Consider the following 16,319-nt stretch of genomic DNA (forward strand, 5'->3'; position numbering starts at 1 on the left):
CCGGTGTGCCGGGCGTTAACCCGTGGCACACCGGCCGTGGCTGGCGTTTCGGACCGGTCAGGTCCAGGCGAGCAGCGCCGCCTCGGGGTCGGCGAGAAAATCGCCGATGTCGCGCAGGAACTTCGAACCCAGCTCACCGTCGATGATCCGGTGGTCGAAACTCAGACCCAACGTGGTGACCTGCCGGACCTTGACCTTGCCCTTGTGCACCCACGGCATCTCCCGCACAGCGCCGAAGGCGAGGATCGCCGACTCGCCCGGCGGCAGGATCGGCGTGCCGGTGTCCACCCCGAACACCCCGACGTTGGTGATGGTCAGGGTGCCGCCGGACATGTCCGCGGGCGAGGTGCGGCCGGACTTCGCCGTCTGCACCAGGCCGTTCAGCGCGTCGGCCAACTCCCGCAGCGAGAGCCGACCGGCGTCCTTCACGTTCGGCACGATCAGGCCACGCTCGGTGGCCGCCGCGATGCCGAGGTTGACGTACTCCTTGACGACGATCTCGTCGCCGGCCCAGGTCGAGTTGACCATCGGGTGACGCTTGACAGCCAGCAGCACCGCCTTCGCCACCAGCAGCAGCGGCGAGACCCGGACGTCACGCCACTCCCGCCGGCCCCGCAGGCGCTCCAGCGCCTTCATCGCCCGGGTCACGTCGACGGTCAGGAACTCCGTCACGTGGGGAGCGGTGAACGCCGAGCGGGACATGTTCTCGGCGGTGAGCTTACGGACGCCCTTGACCGGGATGCGCTGCTCACGGTCGGCGCCGAAGCTCGCGGCGCTCGTCGCGGTCGAGGTGACCGCGACCGGCTCGGCCGCCGCCACGGAACCGCTCGCCGCCCGCTGTACGTCCTCCCGGGTGATCGAGCCCAGCGGCCCCGACCCGGTCAGCGTGCTCAGGTCGACGCCGAGGTCCTTGGCGAGCTTGCGCACCGGCGGCTTGGCCAACACGAGCCCGCCCGTCACCGGGCCACCGTTTCCGTTACGGACCGGCTCCGGCGTGACCGGCTGCGGTGCGACAGGTGCGGGGGTGACCGGCGCTTCGGCCTGCGCCGGGACGGCACCCTTGCGGGGCCGACGCTTCGCGGCGGTGGTACGCGGGCCGTAGCCGACGAGCACCGCCGTCCGCCCGCCCGGGGCGGCACCGCCGATCAGGCCCGGCTCGATCATGCCCTCGGCCGGGGCCACCTCCACCGCCGCCAGCGAGGCCGCCGACGGGGTGGGCAGGTCGCCGCTGGGCGTGGCCGTGGTGGACGGCGCCTCCAGCGGGCCCGCGCCCGGGTCGGTGTCGATCGCGATGATCGGCGTGCCGACCTCGACAGTCGCGCCCTCCGGGTGGTGGATCGCCTGCACCTGCCCGGCCCACTTCGCCGGGATCTCCACCGCCGCCTTGGCCGTCTCGACCTCGACGATCGGCTGGTTCAGCTCGATGGTGTCGCCGACCTTGACCAGCCAGGCCAGGATCTCGCCCTCGGTCAGCCCCTCGCCCAGGTCGGGCAGGTTGAACGTCTTGATCCGGGACATGTCGCTCACCAGCCGAAGGTGCGGTCGACGGCGTCGAGCACCCGGTCGAGGTCGGGCAGGTACTCCTCCTCCACCCGGGCGGCCGGGTAGGGGGTGTCGAAGCCCGTGACCCGCAGCACCGGCGACTCCAGGGAGTAGAAGCACTCCTCGGTGATCCGGGCGGCCAGCTCGGCGCCCAGGCCGATGTTGGACGGCGCCTCGTGCACCACCACCGCGCGGCCGGTGCGCTTCACCGACTCGTACGCGGCGGCGAGGTCCAGCGGGGACAGCGAGCGCAGGTCGATGACCTCCAGCTCCCGGCCGTCCTCGGCGGCGGCCGTCGCGGCCTCCAGGCAGGTCCGCACCATCGGCCCGTACGCCAGCACCGTCACGTCGGTGCCGGGCCGCACCACTCGGGCCGAGTGCAGGGGGTACGCGTCGGAGAGCGGCGCGTCCAGGTCGACGGGCCCCTTCTCCCAGTACCGCCGCTTGGGCTCCAGGAAGACGATCGGGTCGTCCGAGGCGATGGCCTGCTGGATCATCACGTACGCGTCCTGCGGGTTGGCGCAGGTCACCACCTTCAGGCCGGCGGTGTGGGCGAAGTACGCCTCCGGCGACTCGGAGTGGTGTTCGACGGCGCCGATGCCACCGCCGAACGGAATCCGGATGACCATGGGGATGCTGAGCCGGCCGCCCGAGCGGTAGTGCATCTTCGCGACCTGCGACACGATCTGGTCGTACGCGGGGTAGACGAAGCCGTCGAACTGGATCTCGCAGACCGGCCGGTAGCCACGGATGGCCAGGCCGACCGCTGTGCCGATGATGCCGGACTCGGCCAGCGGGGTGTCGATCACCCGCTGGTCGCCGAAGTCCTTCTGGAGCCCGTCGGTGATCCGGAAGACGCCGCCGAGCTTGCCGACGTCCTCGCCCATGATGACGACCTTGGGGTCGGTCTCCAGGGCGCGGCGCAGGCCGGTGTTGAGGGCCTTGCCGAGGGTGAGCGTCTCCGTGGCCATCAGTGGGCGCTCCCCTCGAACGACTCCATGTAGCTGTTGAACTGCGCACGCTGCTCGTCGAGCAGCGGAGACCCGTTGGGGTAGACGTTGTCGAACATCGTCACCGGCTCCGGGTCGGGCATGGTGAGCACCCGTTCGCGCAGGTGCACCGCCTCCCGGCGGGCCTGCTCGTCGACCTCGGCGAAGAAGGCCGCGTCGGCGATCTGCTGCTTCTCCAGGAACGCCTTGACCCGCAGGATCGGGTCCTTGGCCTGCCAGGACTCCACCTCGCTGGCGATCCGGTAACGGGTCGGATCGTCGGAGGTGGTGTGCGCGCCCATCCGGTAGGTGTACGCCTCGATCAGGCTCGGGCCCTGCCCGTGCCGGGCGTTGTCCAGCGCCGTGCGGGTGACCGCGTACGACGCCAGCACGTCGTTGCCGTCCACCCGTACGCCGGGGAAACCGAAGCCGGCGGCCCGCTGGTAGAGCGGGACGCGGGTCTGCCGCTCCAGCGGCTCGGAGATCGCGTACTGGTTGTTCTGGCAGAAGAAGACCAGCGGCGCGTTGAACACGCTGGCCCAGACGAACGCCTCGTTCACGTCGCCCTGGCTGGTGGCCCCGTCGCCGAAGTAGGCGATCGCTGCCTCGCCGTCGTCGGTGCCGACCTTGCCGTCCATGGTGATGCCCATGGCGTATCCGGTCGCGTGCAGGGTCTGCGCGCCGATGACGATCGTGTACATGTTGAACTTGAACTCGTTCGGGTCCCAGCCGCCCTGGTCGACGCCGCGGAACAGACCGAGCGGCATGATCGGGTCGATGCCCCGGCAGTAGAGGACGCCGTGCTCCCGGTAGGTCGGGAAGGCCATGTCCTGCGTCCGCAGCGCGCGCCCGGAGCCGACCTGCGCGGCCTCCTGGCCGAGGAGGCTGGCCCAGAGGCCCAGCTCGCCCTGCCGCTGGAGCGCGGTCGCCTCGGCGTCGAGCTTGCGGACCAGCACCAGGTCGCGGTAGAGCCCGCGGTACTCCTCGTCGGTGAAGTCGACTCGGTACTCGGTGCCGTCCGGCCCGGTGGCGCTGTCGATCCGCTCGCCTTCGGGGGTGAGCAGCTGCACCAGCTCGGGGTCGCCGGTCGCGCCCTTCTTGGAGCGGGGAGCTGCCCGCCTGCTGCGGGTGGTGCCCCCGGGGTCGCCCTTTGCCATCGGTCTCTCCCTGTCGTGTCTGCGTCGGCACCGGGGGATCACCCGGCCACGCAACTCGTGCGCCTGCCCGGCTGCTGCCGGACCGGTTCCTGGCGGCCGCGCCTAGCCCCGGTGGGGGTTGCCGCGCGGCGTGAGCCGGGTTCTGGCCGAACCCGGATCGGGAGCGCCGGCGCCGGGCCGCGCCTGCCGCGAGGGTGCGCGGAGGTCACGGCTGCGTTGCCGTCGTGCTCCATATTCGCAGAGCAGGTGAGCGCGCCCACAGTACGCCCGCCTCGCATTCCGACCGCCTACGGTTTGATGTTTTTTGTCGCTATCGTGCCGCCCTGCGTCCACCGGGCGTTCCGGTGCTGATTCGTCACCGTTCGGTCAGTGCCGCGTGTCGACACGCGGTGGATGTTGGCTGACGGAGGGTGACTGGGCGAGGCTGATTACCGCAGGAACGTGCCGATCGGGTGATTAGCCGGATTCCGCCGGTGAGCGCCCGGCGAGTTCTTCAGGCGGCGACGACAAGGGGTGTGCGGTGGACGAGCCAGGTGACGGTCCCGGCACACCCATGCTCGGCCGCCACCGGTCGCCGGGCGGCTACCGCCGGGTGATCGGGTCGCACCGGGCACCCGGCGCGGGCGGGCCCTCCCGGGGTTACCTGCTCACCGTCGCCCTGTTGGCAGGCACCGCGTCGATGCCCGTCCTCGCCGCGGTCAGCGCGGGCTCGGCCACCCCGGGCAGCAGCGCGTTACCGGACACCAGCACCCCGTTCATCCCGACCCCGTCGGTCGGGCCGGTGGTCATTCCGATGCCGGTGACCAGTCAGCCGCCGCCGATCGCGTTGCCGTCACCGGGCACGCCCAGCGCCGGTCCGACCGCGACCGCCGACTGGGTGCCCGCCGCTCCCTGGCGTCTCCCGGACGAGTCGTGGTCCGGCCCGAGGGCCGACGACCGGGTGCCCGCCCCCCGCGAGGTGCCCGCGCCGCCAGCGCCGCGACCCACCCGGAGCGCCCCGCCGGCCGCACCGCCGTCCCCGCACCCGGCCAGCCCGTCGCCGTCGCCGGCACCGACCGCGTCACCGGACCCGGACCCGACCGGAACGTCCGACCCGAGCCCGTCGCCGACCGATCCGTTGACACCGACCACGAACGACCCGTCGACACCTACAGCGACCGACCCGGCAACACCCTCATCGACCGACCTGCCGACGGCTACGGCCGTCCCCACCAGCACCCTCTCCGCGCCGGCAAGCCCCGCCGCACCACGGGCGACGCCGAGCCCGCCCGAGCCCACCACGGCGCCCACGCCGTCACCACCGCACAGCGCCCCGGCCGCCCCGGTTCTGGCCGCCGGGCCTCGGTGATCAAGAGGTTCGGGTCAGGAATCGGGGTCGCGGTGACGCAAACTTCTTGATCATCACGGTGAGCGGCGACCGGTCGTGGTGGTCCCGCGCCTCCCTGGCTCACCCCGGCGGTACGGTGACGAGCAGGCGGTGGTCGGCGGTAGGCGCGTAACCGGAGGGGGTGGCGTGGGCGGCGGTGTGGAACCCCGCCCGGTCGCCGTCCGGCCCGGTCCGGGGCTGCGGGTCGCCCGACTGGTCACCGAGCTGACCGCCCCGGCAGTGCTGGTGTCGCTGCTGATGATCGCCGTAAGCTGGCACAGCAGCCGGGGCAGTGCCCGCGGTCTGCTCTGGGGTCTGCTCGCGACGTTCTTCGTCACCGGCATCCCGTTCGCCTACATCGTCGGCGGGGTCCGCCGCGGTCGGCTCACGGACCACCACATCGGCCGTCGGGAGCAGCGCCGGGTGCCGCTGCTGGTCGGCCTCGGCTCGGTCGCCGCCGGGCTCGCCCTGCTCGTCGTCCTCGGTGCGCCCCGGCCGTTGCTGGCGCTGGCGGTGGCCGGGCTGGTCGGCCTGGTGGTCGCCGTGTCGGTGAGCCACTGGTGGAAGATGTCGATCCACTCGGCGGTCTCCGCCGGCACCCTGGTCATCCTGGCGCTGACCTTCGGGCGCGGGTTCCTCGTCGCCGCGCCGCTGTTGGGCGTGGTCGGCTGGTCCCGCGTACGCCTGCGGGACCACACCGTCGCGCAGGTGCTCGCCGGCGGTGCGCTCGGCGCGCTGATCGCCGCGGTCGTCTTCGGTCTGCTGCGCTGAGCGACCGTCGCCGGGCGGGCGGCGCGGTGCCGCCCGCCCGACGGTCGTCAGGCGCCGTCGTCGGCGAGGCGGTGGCGGTTCGCCTCGATCCACGCGTCCAGCGCGGCCGGGTCGTCCGGGTCCACGCCGTCGGCCATCAGTTGCGCGACCGCGGCGGTGGCCGGGCTGCGCCGCTCGCCGGTCGAGTAGAGCCGGGCGAACTCCGGCACCATCTCCTCGATCGCCTCGTCGGTGCGCGTCGCGGCCGCCTCGGGCAGCCCGCGCTGCCGCGACGCGTACCGGGCCCAGGCGCGCAGCACCCGGGGCAGCATCGCCGCGTCGTCCATGTCCAGCACGGCACGGCGGTGCACCCAGTCGAGCAGGAAGAGCCCGGACACGGCCGGGCTCCACCGCATCGGGTCGGCGTCCGGGAAGCTCGCCGAATGGTCCAGCAGCAGGCTCAGGCAGAAGTGCAGCGAGGCGAGTTCCGGGCCGTCGACGCTGTCGAGCCCGAACCGGGCGGCCTCCGGCGCCGCCAGGAACCGCCGGACCAGGTCGGTGCGCTCGGCGGCGGACAGCGGCTCGACTTCCGCCGGGCCGGTCGGGTCGGCGGCCGTGGGGAGCAGCGCCAGCCGGGCGCCGACCAGCGCGCGGTCGGTGGCGAGCGAACCCTCGCCGGGCAGCTCGGTCAGGTCGTCGGTGACCGAGAGGTGCCGGGCCACCTCGCCCCGCAGCCGGGACGGGTCCTCGGTGCGGAACCAGGTCAACTCGTCGTCGGCGCACATCTGCCGGACCTGGTCCAGGATCCGCTCCGCCGGCCCGCCGACGAAGATGTCCTTGGTGATCCCGATGTTGTGGTCGATCAGGGCCACCAGGGCGTGCTCCGGGCCACCGGCCGCGTCGTCGTACGCGAACGTGGCGAGGTAGGAGGTCTGGTCGCCGTACACGTCGCCGTACGCCCAGCTGCCGGTGAGGTGCACCCGGCCGAGCTGCCCGGACCAGGCGGGCGCCTGGCTGCCCGGACGCACCCGCTCGGTGCCCTCGGCGGTCGGGACGAGCGTGGCGAAGACCTGCCGGATGGTGGTCGCCGCCGCGATCCGGCGGCGGGCGGTGGCGGCGAGGAACCCGGTGACGAACTCCCGCACGGCGGTGTCGCGGTCGGTCTCCGCGATCGAGTAGACACTGCCCAGCAGCGCGCTGCCGAGCATCTCGGCATCCAGGGCGGACTCCAGCTTGGTCACGTCGCGTGCGGCGTGCAGCACCGCGTCGTAAGGGGTCTGAGGCGTGGCCATGCTTCGACCCTACGCCGGTCGGGGCGTACGCAGAGGCGTCAGCGGCGGGCGGCGTCCCGCAGCGCGTCGCGTGCCTGCGCGTAGGAGGCCAGCACGATCCGCACCGGGGCGAGCACGTACTCCTCGCCGACCTCGGCGACCCGGACCGTCAGCCGTTGCCGGGCGCGGGCCCGCGCCCGCTGAGCGGCCCAACGCACCACCGGCCGGGTCAGCGCCGCCACCAGCAGCCCGGCCAGCAGGCCACCGAGCAGCAGCACGGTCGGCATGGGCACCTGCCCGACAGTCGGGTTGTCCAGCGCGGGCAGGCCGAGCGCCCGCAGCGCGTAGCCGAGCGCCAGCCAGCCCAGGCCGACGAGGGCGGCCAGGGTGACCAGCCACTGCACACCCCCGACGACACGCCACCACACCGGCTGACGGTCCAGGCCGAGGTCCGTGCCGGCGATCGCGCCGTCCAACGCGTCCGGTAGGTCGTCGAGACGGGACCGGGCCGCGGAGGTGACCGCCGTCGGCCAGGCCGCGGGCAGACCGCTGGCGGCCCGGTCAGCCACCGCGCGGATCGCCAGGCCGAGCGCCGAGCGTTGGGCGGCGGTCGGATCGGGCACCGAGGTCGCCGCGACAAGGCTCTCCGCCGGGTCGGCTCCGCCGCCGGTCGGGCCGGGCAGGTGCAGCCGGCGCAGCGGGTCGGGTCGGAGCCGGCGCCAGCCCCGCACCACCGGCCAGCCGGTCGCCGCGCCGGCCCGATGCCGGTACGCCCGCTCCACCGCCTCACTCACCGCCGGCACACCTGCCGTGCCGGCCAGCGCCCGGTTCAGCGCGGCGACGCTCGCGTCGTCCGGGCCACCCGCCGGTCGGGCCGAGCCGACCAGCTCGTCCAGCCCTGCGACCACGGTGTCGACGTCGCCGGCCAGTCGACGCAGGGCGGCCTGCCGCTCGGCGACCGTACGCTCCAGCGCGGTGCGCAGCCCGACCATCCCGGCCGGGTCGATGGCGGTGGTGGCGAGCAGTGGCACGCCGGTCAGCCCGTCGGTGTCGAGCAGCCGGCGCAGGTCGTCCAGGACGCGGGGCAGCTCGGTCGGTGGCAGCCGGTCGGCCTGGTTGAGCACGACGAGCGTGACGTCGCGGTGCCGGTGGAACTCGCGCAGGTAGCTGTCGTGGATGACCCGGTCGGCGTACTTCTGCGGGTCGACCACCCAGACCACCTGGTCGACCAGGCCGAGCAGCCGGTCCACCTCCAGCCGGTGGGACCGCTGCACCGAGTCGAAGTCGGGCAGGTCGAGCAGGATCAGCCCGTGCAGCGCCGTCTCGTCGTCCCCGTCGAGCGCGCTCTCCCGGACGAAGCGATGCCGGGGCAGCACCCCGGTCCAGTCGAGCAGCCGGTTGGCGCCCTCCAGCGGCCCCCACACGCACGCGTGCGTGACGCCGGTGGTCGGTCGGCGGACCCCGACCGGGGAGAGTTCCAGCTGGGCCAGCGCATTGAACAGGCTGGACTTGCCACTGCCGGTGGCGCCGGCGAGGGCCACCACGGTGTGGTCGCGGGACAACGCGAGCCGGGTGCCGGCCCGCTCGACGAGGGTGTGCGCGGGCACCAGCTCGGAGTCCGGCAGCAGGCCGTCGACGGCGGTCAGGAACCGGCGTACGGCGTCCAGGCGGGCGATCAGCGCGTCGGGGTCGACCCGCTGGTCACCGCGGAACGCCTCGCGTACCCGGCCGGCGATGTTGGTCACCGCGAACCCTCCTCGTCGCCGACCGGCAGCGCGCCGTCGCCGGTGGCCAGGCCGCTGCGGTGCCGGGCCAGCTCGACCCGTCCGGCGGCCCGGCGCAGCGCGTCACCGGCCGCCTCGGCGGGCCGGGCTTCGGCGGTGCGGGCCAGGAACCGCTCGGCCTCCGCGTCCAGCAGCGTCCGGACCCGCGCCACCAGGTCGACCCGGGCCTTGGCGGCGAGGGTACGCACCGCCTGGTCGCCGAAGATCGCCTGGAGGACGGCCTGCGCGGCGACAGTCGTGCCGGCCCCGGTGGCCAACTCCAGCCCGGTGGGGATGAAGGCGGTCGAGGCGAACACGGCGATCATCACGGCCAGCCCGGTGGCGTTCACTGCGTAAGCGGCGGTGCGGGCCACGAACCGCTTGTCGCCGCCCTCGACCCGGACCAGCTCCAGCACGCCGCGTTGCCAGTCGCGGACCATCCGTTCGGCGCGTTCGGGCAGGTCGTCGCTCGGGTGGGCGAGCCCCGGCTCCAGCAGGTCCGCTCCCGCCGGGTGTGCCTTCCACCCGGTGTACGCGGATTCGGCGGCCTCGGACGCGACGCCCCGCAGCAGGGTGACGAGCTGCGACTCGATGGCGTTGCGCAGCTCGGCGGCTGGCGCGGGCCGACCGGTGACGGCGGCCACCACCCGGTCGCGGAGTCGCCCGATGCGGGCCTCCAGCGTGCGGAAGAACTCGCCGGTGCCGACGAACTCCTGCCAGCGGGCCAGGACCTCACCGCGGAGCAGTCGACCGTCCTGCAGGCCCTGCTCGACGGTCCGCTCGGCTCCCCGGTACGCGGCCCGGACCCGTTCGTCCAGCCCGTCGGCGGCGGTGACCTGCTCGTCGGCCGCGTCGGCCAGCTCCTCGACGGCGGGGTGCAGGGCGGCCAGCGCGCCGTCCAGGGTCTGGCGGACCACCGCCGCGCGGGCGTCGGCGTCGGCGGCCAGCCGGGCGAACCAGTCGGCCAGCGGCGCGGTGGCCCCCTCGGGCAGCAGCCCCTGACCGTCGACCCAGGTCTCCGGGAGGACGAACAGCGGCGCCCGGCCCAGATCCTGCGCGGCGAGCATCTCGGCCAGGTGGGCGGCGATCTCGTCGCTGGCCTCGGCGGGCACCCGGTCGAGCACCATCGCGATCACGGCGCCCCGGGCTCGCGCGCTGCGCAGCAGCTCCCACGGCACCGCGTCGGCGTACCGGGCGGCGGTGGTGACGAAGAGCCAGAGGTCGGCGGCGGCGAGCAGTTGGCTCGCGAGCGCCCGGTTGGCGTCGACGACGGAGTCGATGTCCGGTGCGTCGAGGAAGGCCAGACCCGGCGGCAGGGCGGGGGCGGTGACCAGGTGCAGGGAGCGTGGATCGTCGCTCGGCTCGGTGGTGCGGGTCAGCCCGGGCAGCAGGTCGCCCTGCCGGAACCAGGACGCGTCGGCCGGGTTGCAGACGAGCACCGGGGAGCGGGTGGTGGGCCGCAGCACACCTGCGGCGCTGACCCGGGCCTTGACCAGGCTGTTGACCAGGGTCGACTTGCCCGCGCCGGTGGAGCCGCCGACCACCACGAGCAGCGGGGCGTCCAGTCGGGCGAGCCGGGGCAGCAGGTAGTCGTCGAGCTGGTCGGTGAGGGCGCTCGCGGCGTGCCGGGCGGCCTTGGCGGAGGGCAGGGCTAGCGGATAGCGGGTCGCGCCGATCGCGGCCCTCAGGCCCGACAGCGCGCCGGGGAGGCTGTCGTCCCCGGTGGTGGCGGGCGGCTCCTCCGCGGCGTCCGGCGGGCCGGTGCGGGCTGCGACGGCGGGCACGCCGGAACGGGTGGCGGAATCGCCGTGCGTCGTCACCGCTAAAGCGTGCCCGACCGATGCAAGGGAAGACAACCGGACGGTAATAACGGCTGGGTTGCGTCGGGTCGGCTCAACTCGACTTGACGATTCGCCAACGCGTGGCACTATTGAGTCAAGTTCACTCAACTTGTGGTGGGGTCCGCTGCGGGCGGCGCCCGCCGAGCAGTCGCGGGCGGTGCCCGCCACCTGCACAACCTTACGAAGCGAGGAAGCGAAGATGGCACGTGCGGTCGGTATCGACCTCGGCACGACGAACTCCTGCGTCAGCGTTCTCGAGGGCGGTGAGCCCACCGTCATCGCCAACGCTGAGGGCTCGCGGACGACCCCGTCGATCGTCGCGTTCGCCCGCAACGGCGAGGTGCTCGTCGGTGAGGTCGCCAAGCGCCAGGCGGTGACCAACCCGGACCGGACGATCCGTTCGGTCAAGCGCGAGGTCGGCACGAACTGGTCCGTCGACATCGACGGCAAGAAGTACACCCCGCAGGAGATCTCGGCCCGGACGCTGATGAAGCTCAAGCGGGACGCCGAGGCGTACCTGGGCGAGCAGATCACCGACGCGGTGATCACCGTCCCGGCCTACTTCAACGACAGCCAGCGCCAGGCCACCAAGGAGGCCGGTGAGATCGCCGGCTTCAACGTGCTGCGGATCGTCAACGAGCCGACCGCGGCCGCCCTGGCGTACGGGCTGGACAAGGGTTCCAAGGAGCAGACCGTCCTGGTCTTCGACCTCGGCGGCGGCACCTTCGACGTGTCGCTGCTGGAGCTCGCCGAGGGCGTCATCGAGGTCAAGTCGACGAGCGGTGACAACCACCTCGGTGGCGACGACTGGGACCAGCGGATCATCGACCACCTGGTCAAGACGTTCCGCGGCGAGCACGGCATCGACCTGGGCCAGGACAAGATGGCCCTCCAGCGCCTCCGTGAGGCCGCCGAGAAGGCCAAGATCGAGCTGTCCGCGGCCACCACGACCAACATCAACCTGCCGTACATCACCGCCGGCGCGGCCGGCCCGCTGCACCTCGACGTGACGCTGAGCCGCGCCGAGTTCCAGCGGATGACGCAGGACCTGCTGGACCGCTGCAAGGGCCCGTTCGAGCAGGCCGTGAAGGACGCCGGGATCAAGATCTCGGACGTCGAGCACGTCATCCTCGTCGGTGGTTCCACCCGGATGCCCGCCGTGACCGACCTGGTCAAGCAGCTCACCGGCCGCGACCCCAACAAGGGCGTCAACCCGGACGAGGTCGTCGCCGTCGGCGCCGCCCTCCAGGCCGGTGTGCTCAAGGGTGAGGTCAAGGACGTCCTGCTGCTCGACGTGACCCCGCTGAGCCTGGGCATCGAGACCAAGGGCGGCATCTTCACCAAGCTCATCGAGCGCAACACCACCATCCCGACCAAGCGCTCCGAGGTCTTCACCACGGCGGACGACAACCAGCCGTCGGTGCTGATCCAGGTGTTCCAGGGTGAGCGGGAGATCGCGGCGTACAACAAGAAGCTCGGCACCTTCGAGCTGACCGGCCTCCCGCCGGCGCCGCGCGGCGTGCCGCAGATCGAGGTCGCCTTCGACATCGACGCCAACGGCATCGTCAACGTGCACGCCAAGGACCTGGGCACCGGCAAGGAACAGAAGATGACGATCACCGGCGGCTCGTCGCTGCCGAAGGACGACATCGAGCGGATGCGCCGGGACGCCGAGGAGCACGCGGAGGAGGACAAGCGCCGCCGCGACGACGCCGAGACCCGCAACGTGGCCGAGGCGCTCCAGTGGCAGACCGAGAAGTTCCTCGCCGAGAGCGGCGACAAGCTGCCCAGCGAGAACCGGGAGCAGCTCAACGAGGCGCTCGGTGAGCTGCGGGGTGCCCTCGGCGGTCAGGACATCGAGAAGATCAAGACCGCCCACGAGAAGCTGGCGCAGGTCTCCCAGCAGGCCGGGTCGCTGCTCTACTCCCAGCAGGCCGAGCAGGGCCAGCAGCCGGGTGGCGAGGCCGGCCCGGGTGCGGCAGGTGCGACCGGTCCGCAGGCCGGCGCCACCGGTGGCGCCGACGACGTGGTCGACGCGGAGATCGTGGACGAGGACGGCAAGAAGTGACCAACGGCCTCCGACACGTATCCACGGCGAAGGGATGAGGTAGCCGCATGACGCAGAAGCCACGAGCCGCCGACCCGGGCGACACCGGGTCGACGCCGGGTGGCTCCGCGCCCACGGAGCCGACCACCGGCGACGGGGAGCGGGTCGTCATCCGCAACAACCGCAAGCTCACCGACACGTCGGAGCCGGAGGGCACCGCCGCGGACGCGGGCAGCGACGTACCGGCCGAGGGCCTGGTCGAGGACGCCGAGATCGTGGTCGACGAGATCGAGGTCGAGGTCAACGCCACCGACGGGCCGGAGCCGTCCGGCCCGCCGGTGGTGGACGCCCCGGCGCAGCCGGTCGACGGCGGTGGGGTCGGCACGTCGCTCGGCGCCGAACTGGAGGCGCTCCGGGCTGAGCTGGACGAGCGGACCAGGGACCTCCAGCGGGTGTCGGCGGAGTACGCCAACTACCGCAAGCGGGTCGACCGGGACCGTGCCCTGGTGCAGGAGCAGGCGACCGGCTCGGTGCTGGCCGCGCTGCTGCCGATCCTCGACGACCTGGACCGGGCCCGGGAACACGGCGACCTGGTCGGGCCGTTCGGAACGGTGGCGGAACAGCTCACCACCGCGCTGGGCAAGTTCGGCCTGAACGCCTTCGGCGAGCAGGGCGACCCGTTCGACCCGACCCGGCACGAGGCGGTCGCGCACCAGACCTCGGCCGAGGTCAGCGAGCCGACCTGCGTGCAGGTCATGCGGCGCGGCTACCAGCTCGGTGAGCGGCTGCTGCGCCCCGCGCTGGTCGCGGTCGCGGATCCGGAATAGTGCGAGACAGTGACCGGGCCGTCCCGTCCCCCGCACCGCGGTGGACGGGACGGCCGGGCCACGACTGTCGGAAGGGGGTGGTGGACCGGTGAGTTCGAAGGACTGGCTCGAGAAGGACTTCTACGCCGTGCTCGGCGTGGACAAGGCCGCCTCCGCGGATGACATCAAGAAGGCGTACCGCAAGCTGGCCCGGGAATCGCACCCGGACCACAATCCGGGCGACCCGAAGGCCGAGGAGCGGTTCAAGGCCGTGTCCGAGGCGTACAACGTGCTGTCGGACGCCGGCCGTCGCCGGGAGTACGACGAGATGCGGTCGCTGTTCAGTTCCGGCGCGTTCCGGCGTAACGCCCGGGCGGGCGGCCAGCCGGGCGGGGTGCCGTTCGACGTTTCCGACCTGTTCGGTGGTGGTGCCGGCGGTGGTGGTGACCGCCGCTTCGGCGGGGCCGGCTTCCAGGACCTGTTCAGCTCGATCTTCTCGGGCGGGCAGGCCGGTGGGCAGGCCGCTCCGCGTGGGCCCGCGCGCGGCCGGGACGTGGAGACCGAGGTGGCTCTGGACTTCGGCGACGCGGTGCGCGGGGTGACCCTGCCGCTGACGTTGCGCGCCCCCGGCGTCTGCGACACCTGCCACGGCAACGGCGCAAAGCCCGGCACCCAGCCGCGTACCTGCCCGGTCTGTCACGGGGCCGGGGTCACGACCCGCAACCAGGGGTCGTTCAGCTTCTCCGAGCCGTGCGGCAACTGCCAGGGCGTCGGCACCGTGGTGGAGGAGAAGTGCCCGGAGTGCCACGGCAGCGGCGGGGTCACCAAGACCCGCACGATGAACGTGCGCTTCCCGGCCGGTGTGGCCGACGGGCAGCGCATCAGGCTGGCCGGGCGCGGTGAGCCCGGTGAGCGTGGTGGCCCGGCCGGCGACCTCTTCGTACACGTCAAGGTCCGGCCGGACGAGCTGTTCGGGCGTACCGGAGACGATCTGACGTTGACCGTGCCGGTGACCTTCGCGGAGGCCGTGCTCGGCACGGACCTGCGGGTGCCAACGCTCGACGGCGCGGTGACGCTGCGGGTTCCGCCCGGCACGCCCAGCGGGCGGGTGCTGCGGGCCCGGGGCAAGGGTGTGGTCCGCCGCGACGGGCAGGCGGGTGATCTGCTGGTCACCCTGGACGTGGTGGTGCCGGCCCGGCTGTCGGACGAGGCGCGGGCGGCGCTGGAGGCGTTCGCCGAGCAGAGCCCGCCGGCGGCGCGGGAACATCTCGACGCCCGGGTGCGTCGGGTCGGTTAGTCCGGTGGGATGGACGCGGAGGTGAGCGGGATGTCGGGCGAGTTCCTCGGTTCGGGTGACCCTGCCTACGAGGCCAAGGTGCTCATGATCTCGGTGGCGGCACGGATGGCGGGGATGCACCCGCAGACGCTGCGCCAGTACGACCGGTTGGGGCTGGTGCAGCCCGGTCGGGCTGCCGGCGGTGGCCGTCGGTACAGCGTCCGGGACGTGGTGCTGCTGCGCGAGGTGCAGCGGCTCAGCCAGGACGACGGGATCAACCTGGCCGGCGTCAAGCGGATCATCGGGCTGGAGCGGTTGCTGGAGCAGGCGCAGCAGCGGGTCGCACGGCTGGAGGCGGAGCTGGACGCCGCGTACCGCCGGGTGGCCGAGCTGGAGTCGCTGGCCCGCTTCCCGGGCCAGGATCTGGTGCCGACCAACCGCACGTCCACCGCTCTGGTGGTCTGGCGTCCCCGCCGTACACCCGACCGCTGAACCTGCTTCTCGGCCTGGCCCGTGCCGGAATTTCCGGCGCGGGCCAGGCCGTTTCCGTTAGCCTGTCGATACGGGTCCTATCGCCTTAATTCGGGCCTATCGGCGCGGTTGGGGGAGCGATGACGGAACCGGCGAAGAAAGTGGCCCAGCAGACGGAGGACCGGCTGGAAGACCTGGCCGACACCGTCCGGGAGAAGTTCGACAAGGTGACCGAGGGCAGTTTCCGGGACCGCATCAGCGAGGGGCGGTTCGCCGAGCAGTCCGACGGCGACCACCGCCGAGCCGAGACCGAGCGCAAGCAGGACTGATCCGGTGACCGACGTGCGGGCCGGGACCCACGGGGGGTCCCGGCCCGTTCGCCACGCCTGTTCCGCGCCGGCTCAGCCGAGGCGGCGGTTCTCGCGGACCAGGCCGCCCTCGCACCAGTCCCGGTAGACGAAGAGATCCGGCCGGGCCAGCAGGACGCGGCCGTTGTGCGCCCAGATCCTCATCAGCTCGTCGCCGTCGCGCTCGGCCTGCTCGACCAGCTTGCGGAAGCGGCGCTTGGGATGGGCCCGGAAGTTCGTCCGGATGCCGTCCGCGGCGTAGATGTAGAGGCAGTGCAGCGCGAAGCGCCGCGCGGGGCAGGTCGGGTCCATCGCCAGCTCGAAGAGCGTCAGCACCAGGCGGTCGCCGGAGACCAGGAGGTCCCAGTCGGGTGGCATGGAGGACAACGGCACCGAATCGGGCTGGTACGCCCAGGCTCGCAACTCCGCCGGCGTCGGATCGACGGGGTTGGCAAAGCCGTGGAACGTCGACTCCTGCACGCTCACCGGCCAACCTTCCGCTCTCGCCCGCGTCTGGCAACGCTGCCTGCGGACCGTGGCTGCTGGGGCGAAACGGTAACCCGCCGCCGGGTGCTGCGGTAGTACCCGCAGGGAGCAATTCGGCATCCGCCGGCCGGCCCGGCCCCGAACGGCCGTTCGGGTGTCCTGGCCAGCGCCGCCACCGCGCCCACCGGGGCGCGGCGGCGGCGCTGA

15 protein-coding genes are annotated in these 16,319 nt (G+C 73.0%); 6 read left to right on the forward strand and 9 right to left on the reverse strand.

Features of this window, described 5'->3' with window-relative positions; genetic code table 11:
• Window positions 1-57: 57 nt before the first annotated feature.
• From ACLQ27_RS13825 to ACLQ27_RS13845, 5 genes are all read right to left on the reverse strand, one after another.
• Window positions 58-1,518 carry a dihydrolipoamide acetyltransferase family protein gene (locus ACLQ27_RS13825; RefSeq protein ID WP_425867330.1) on the reverse strand — a complete coding sequence of 487 codons (1,461 nt, stop codon included), beginning with the start codon at window positions 1,516-1,518 and terminating at the stop codon, window positions 58-60.
• A gap of 5 nt (window positions 1,519-1,523) precedes the next feature.
• Window positions 1,524-2,513 carry an alpha-ketoacid dehydrogenase subunit beta gene (locus ACLQ27_RS13830; protein WP_234583103.1) on the reverse strand — a complete coding sequence of 330 codons (990 nt, stop codon included), beginning with the start codon at window positions 2,511-2,513 and terminating at the stop codon, window positions 1,524-1,526.
• Window positions 2,513-3,688: a pyruvate dehydrogenase (acetyl-transferring) E1 component subunit alpha gene (gene pdhA / locus ACLQ27_RS13835; protein ID WP_234583104.1), complete on the reverse strand. Its 1,176-nt coding sequence runs from the start codon at window positions 3,686-3,688 to the stop codon at window positions 2,513-2,515. Before pdhA ends, ACLQ27_RS13830 begins: the two co-directional genes overlap by 1 nt.
• Window positions 3,689-4,327: 639 nt before the next feature.
• Window positions 4,328-4,477, reverse strand: coding sequence for a hypothetical protein (locus ACLQ27_RS13840; protein ID WP_357491515.1), 150 nt, complete (start codon window positions 4,475-4,477; stop codon window positions 4,328-4,330).
• Between the two features lie 18 nt (window positions 4,478-4,495).
• Window positions 4,496-4,978, reverse strand: coding sequence for a hypothetical protein (locus tag ACLQ27_RS13845; protein WP_425867044.1), 483 nt, complete (start codon window positions 4,976-4,978; stop codon window positions 4,496-4,498).
• A 223-nt stretch (window positions 4,979-5,201) separates the two neighbouring features.
• Here ACLQ27_RS13845 and ACLQ27_RS13850 point away from each other — a divergent pair, with 223 nt between their 5' ends.
• Entirely contained in the window at window positions 5,202-5,825 is a 624-nt protein-coding gene (locus ACLQ27_RS13850; protein ID WP_357491511.1) for a phosphoesterase PA-phosphatase, read from the forward strand.
• 47 nt (window positions 5,826-5,872) lie between these two features.
• Here the strand turns inward: ACLQ27_RS13850 and ACLQ27_RS13855 are convergent, their stop codons facing one another.
• The 3 genes from ACLQ27_RS13855 to ACLQ27_RS13865 are packed head-to-tail and all read right to left on the reverse strand — an operon-like array spanning window position 5,873 to window position 10,658.
• Window positions 5,873-7,096, reverse strand: coding sequence for a hypothetical protein (locus ACLQ27_RS13855; RefSeq protein ID WP_425867046.1), 1,224 nt, complete (start codon window positions 7,094-7,096; stop codon window positions 5,873-5,875).
• Between the two features lie 38 nt (window positions 7,097-7,134).
• Window positions 7,135-8,820, reverse strand: a complete 1,686-nt coding sequence (locus tag ACLQ27_RS13860) for a GTPase (protein ID WP_425867048.1) — start codon at window positions 8,818-8,820, stop codon at window positions 7,135-7,137.
• Complete coding sequence (locus ACLQ27_RS13865; RefSeq protein WP_357573656.1) at window positions 8,817-10,658, reverse strand: GTPase domain-containing protein; 1,842 nt, start codon at window positions 10,656-10,658, stop codon at window positions 8,817-8,819. Before ACLQ27_RS13865 ends, ACLQ27_RS13860 begins: the two co-directional genes overlap by 4 nt.
• Before the next feature lie 220 nt (window positions 10,659-10,878).
• Here ACLQ27_RS13865 and dnaK point away from each other — a divergent pair, with 220 nt between their 5' ends.
• The 5 genes from dnaK (at window position 10,879) to ACLQ27_RS13890 (ending at window position 15,608) form a co-directional block, all read left to right on the forward strand.
• Window positions 10,879-12,747, forward strand: a complete 1,869-nt coding sequence (gene dnaK, locus ACLQ27_RS13870; protein WP_234583110.1) for a molecular chaperone DnaK — start codon at window positions 10,879-10,881, stop codon at window positions 12,745-12,747.
• Between the two features lie 47 nt (window positions 12,748-12,794).
• Window positions 12,795-13,553, forward strand: coding sequence for a nucleotide exchange factor GrpE (gene grpE / locus ACLQ27_RS13875; protein ID WP_357573655.1), 759 nt, complete (start codon window positions 12,795-12,797; stop codon window positions 13,551-13,553).
• Between the two features lie 88 nt (window positions 13,554-13,641).
• Window positions 13,642-14,829, forward strand: coding sequence for a molecular chaperone DnaJ (gene dnaJ / locus ACLQ27_RS13880; RefSeq protein ID WP_234583112.1), 1,188 nt, complete (start codon window positions 13,642-13,644; stop codon window positions 14,827-14,829).
• 30 nt (window positions 14,830-14,859) lie between these two features.
• Window positions 14,860-15,300, forward strand: a complete 441-nt coding sequence (locus tag ACLQ27_RS13885; RefSeq protein ID WP_234583207.1) for a heat shock protein transcriptional repressor HspR — start codon at window positions 14,860-14,862, stop codon at window positions 15,298-15,300.
• A gap of 119 nt (window positions 15,301-15,419) precedes the next feature.
• Complete coding sequence (locus tag ACLQ27_RS13890; RefSeq protein ID WP_357491502.1) at window positions 15,420-15,608, forward strand: hypothetical protein; 189 nt, start codon at window positions 15,420-15,422, stop codon at window positions 15,606-15,608.
• Between the two features lie 72 nt (window positions 15,609-15,680).
• Here the strand turns inward: ACLQ27_RS13890 and ACLQ27_RS13895 are convergent, their stop codons facing one another.
• On the reverse strand, window positions 15,681-16,112 hold the full coding sequence (locus ACLQ27_RS13895; protein WP_234583114.1) for a hypothetical protein: 432 nt from the start codon (window positions 16,110-16,112) through the stop codon (window positions 15,681-15,683).
• Between the last annotated feature and the right edge of the window lie 207 nt (window positions 16,113-16,319).

It is taken from the genome of Micromonospora sp. DT63, assembly GCF_049841615.1.
In the GTDB taxonomy this organism is placed as follows: Bacteria; Actinomycetota; Actinomycetes; order Mycobacteriales; family Micromonosporaceae; genus Micromonospora.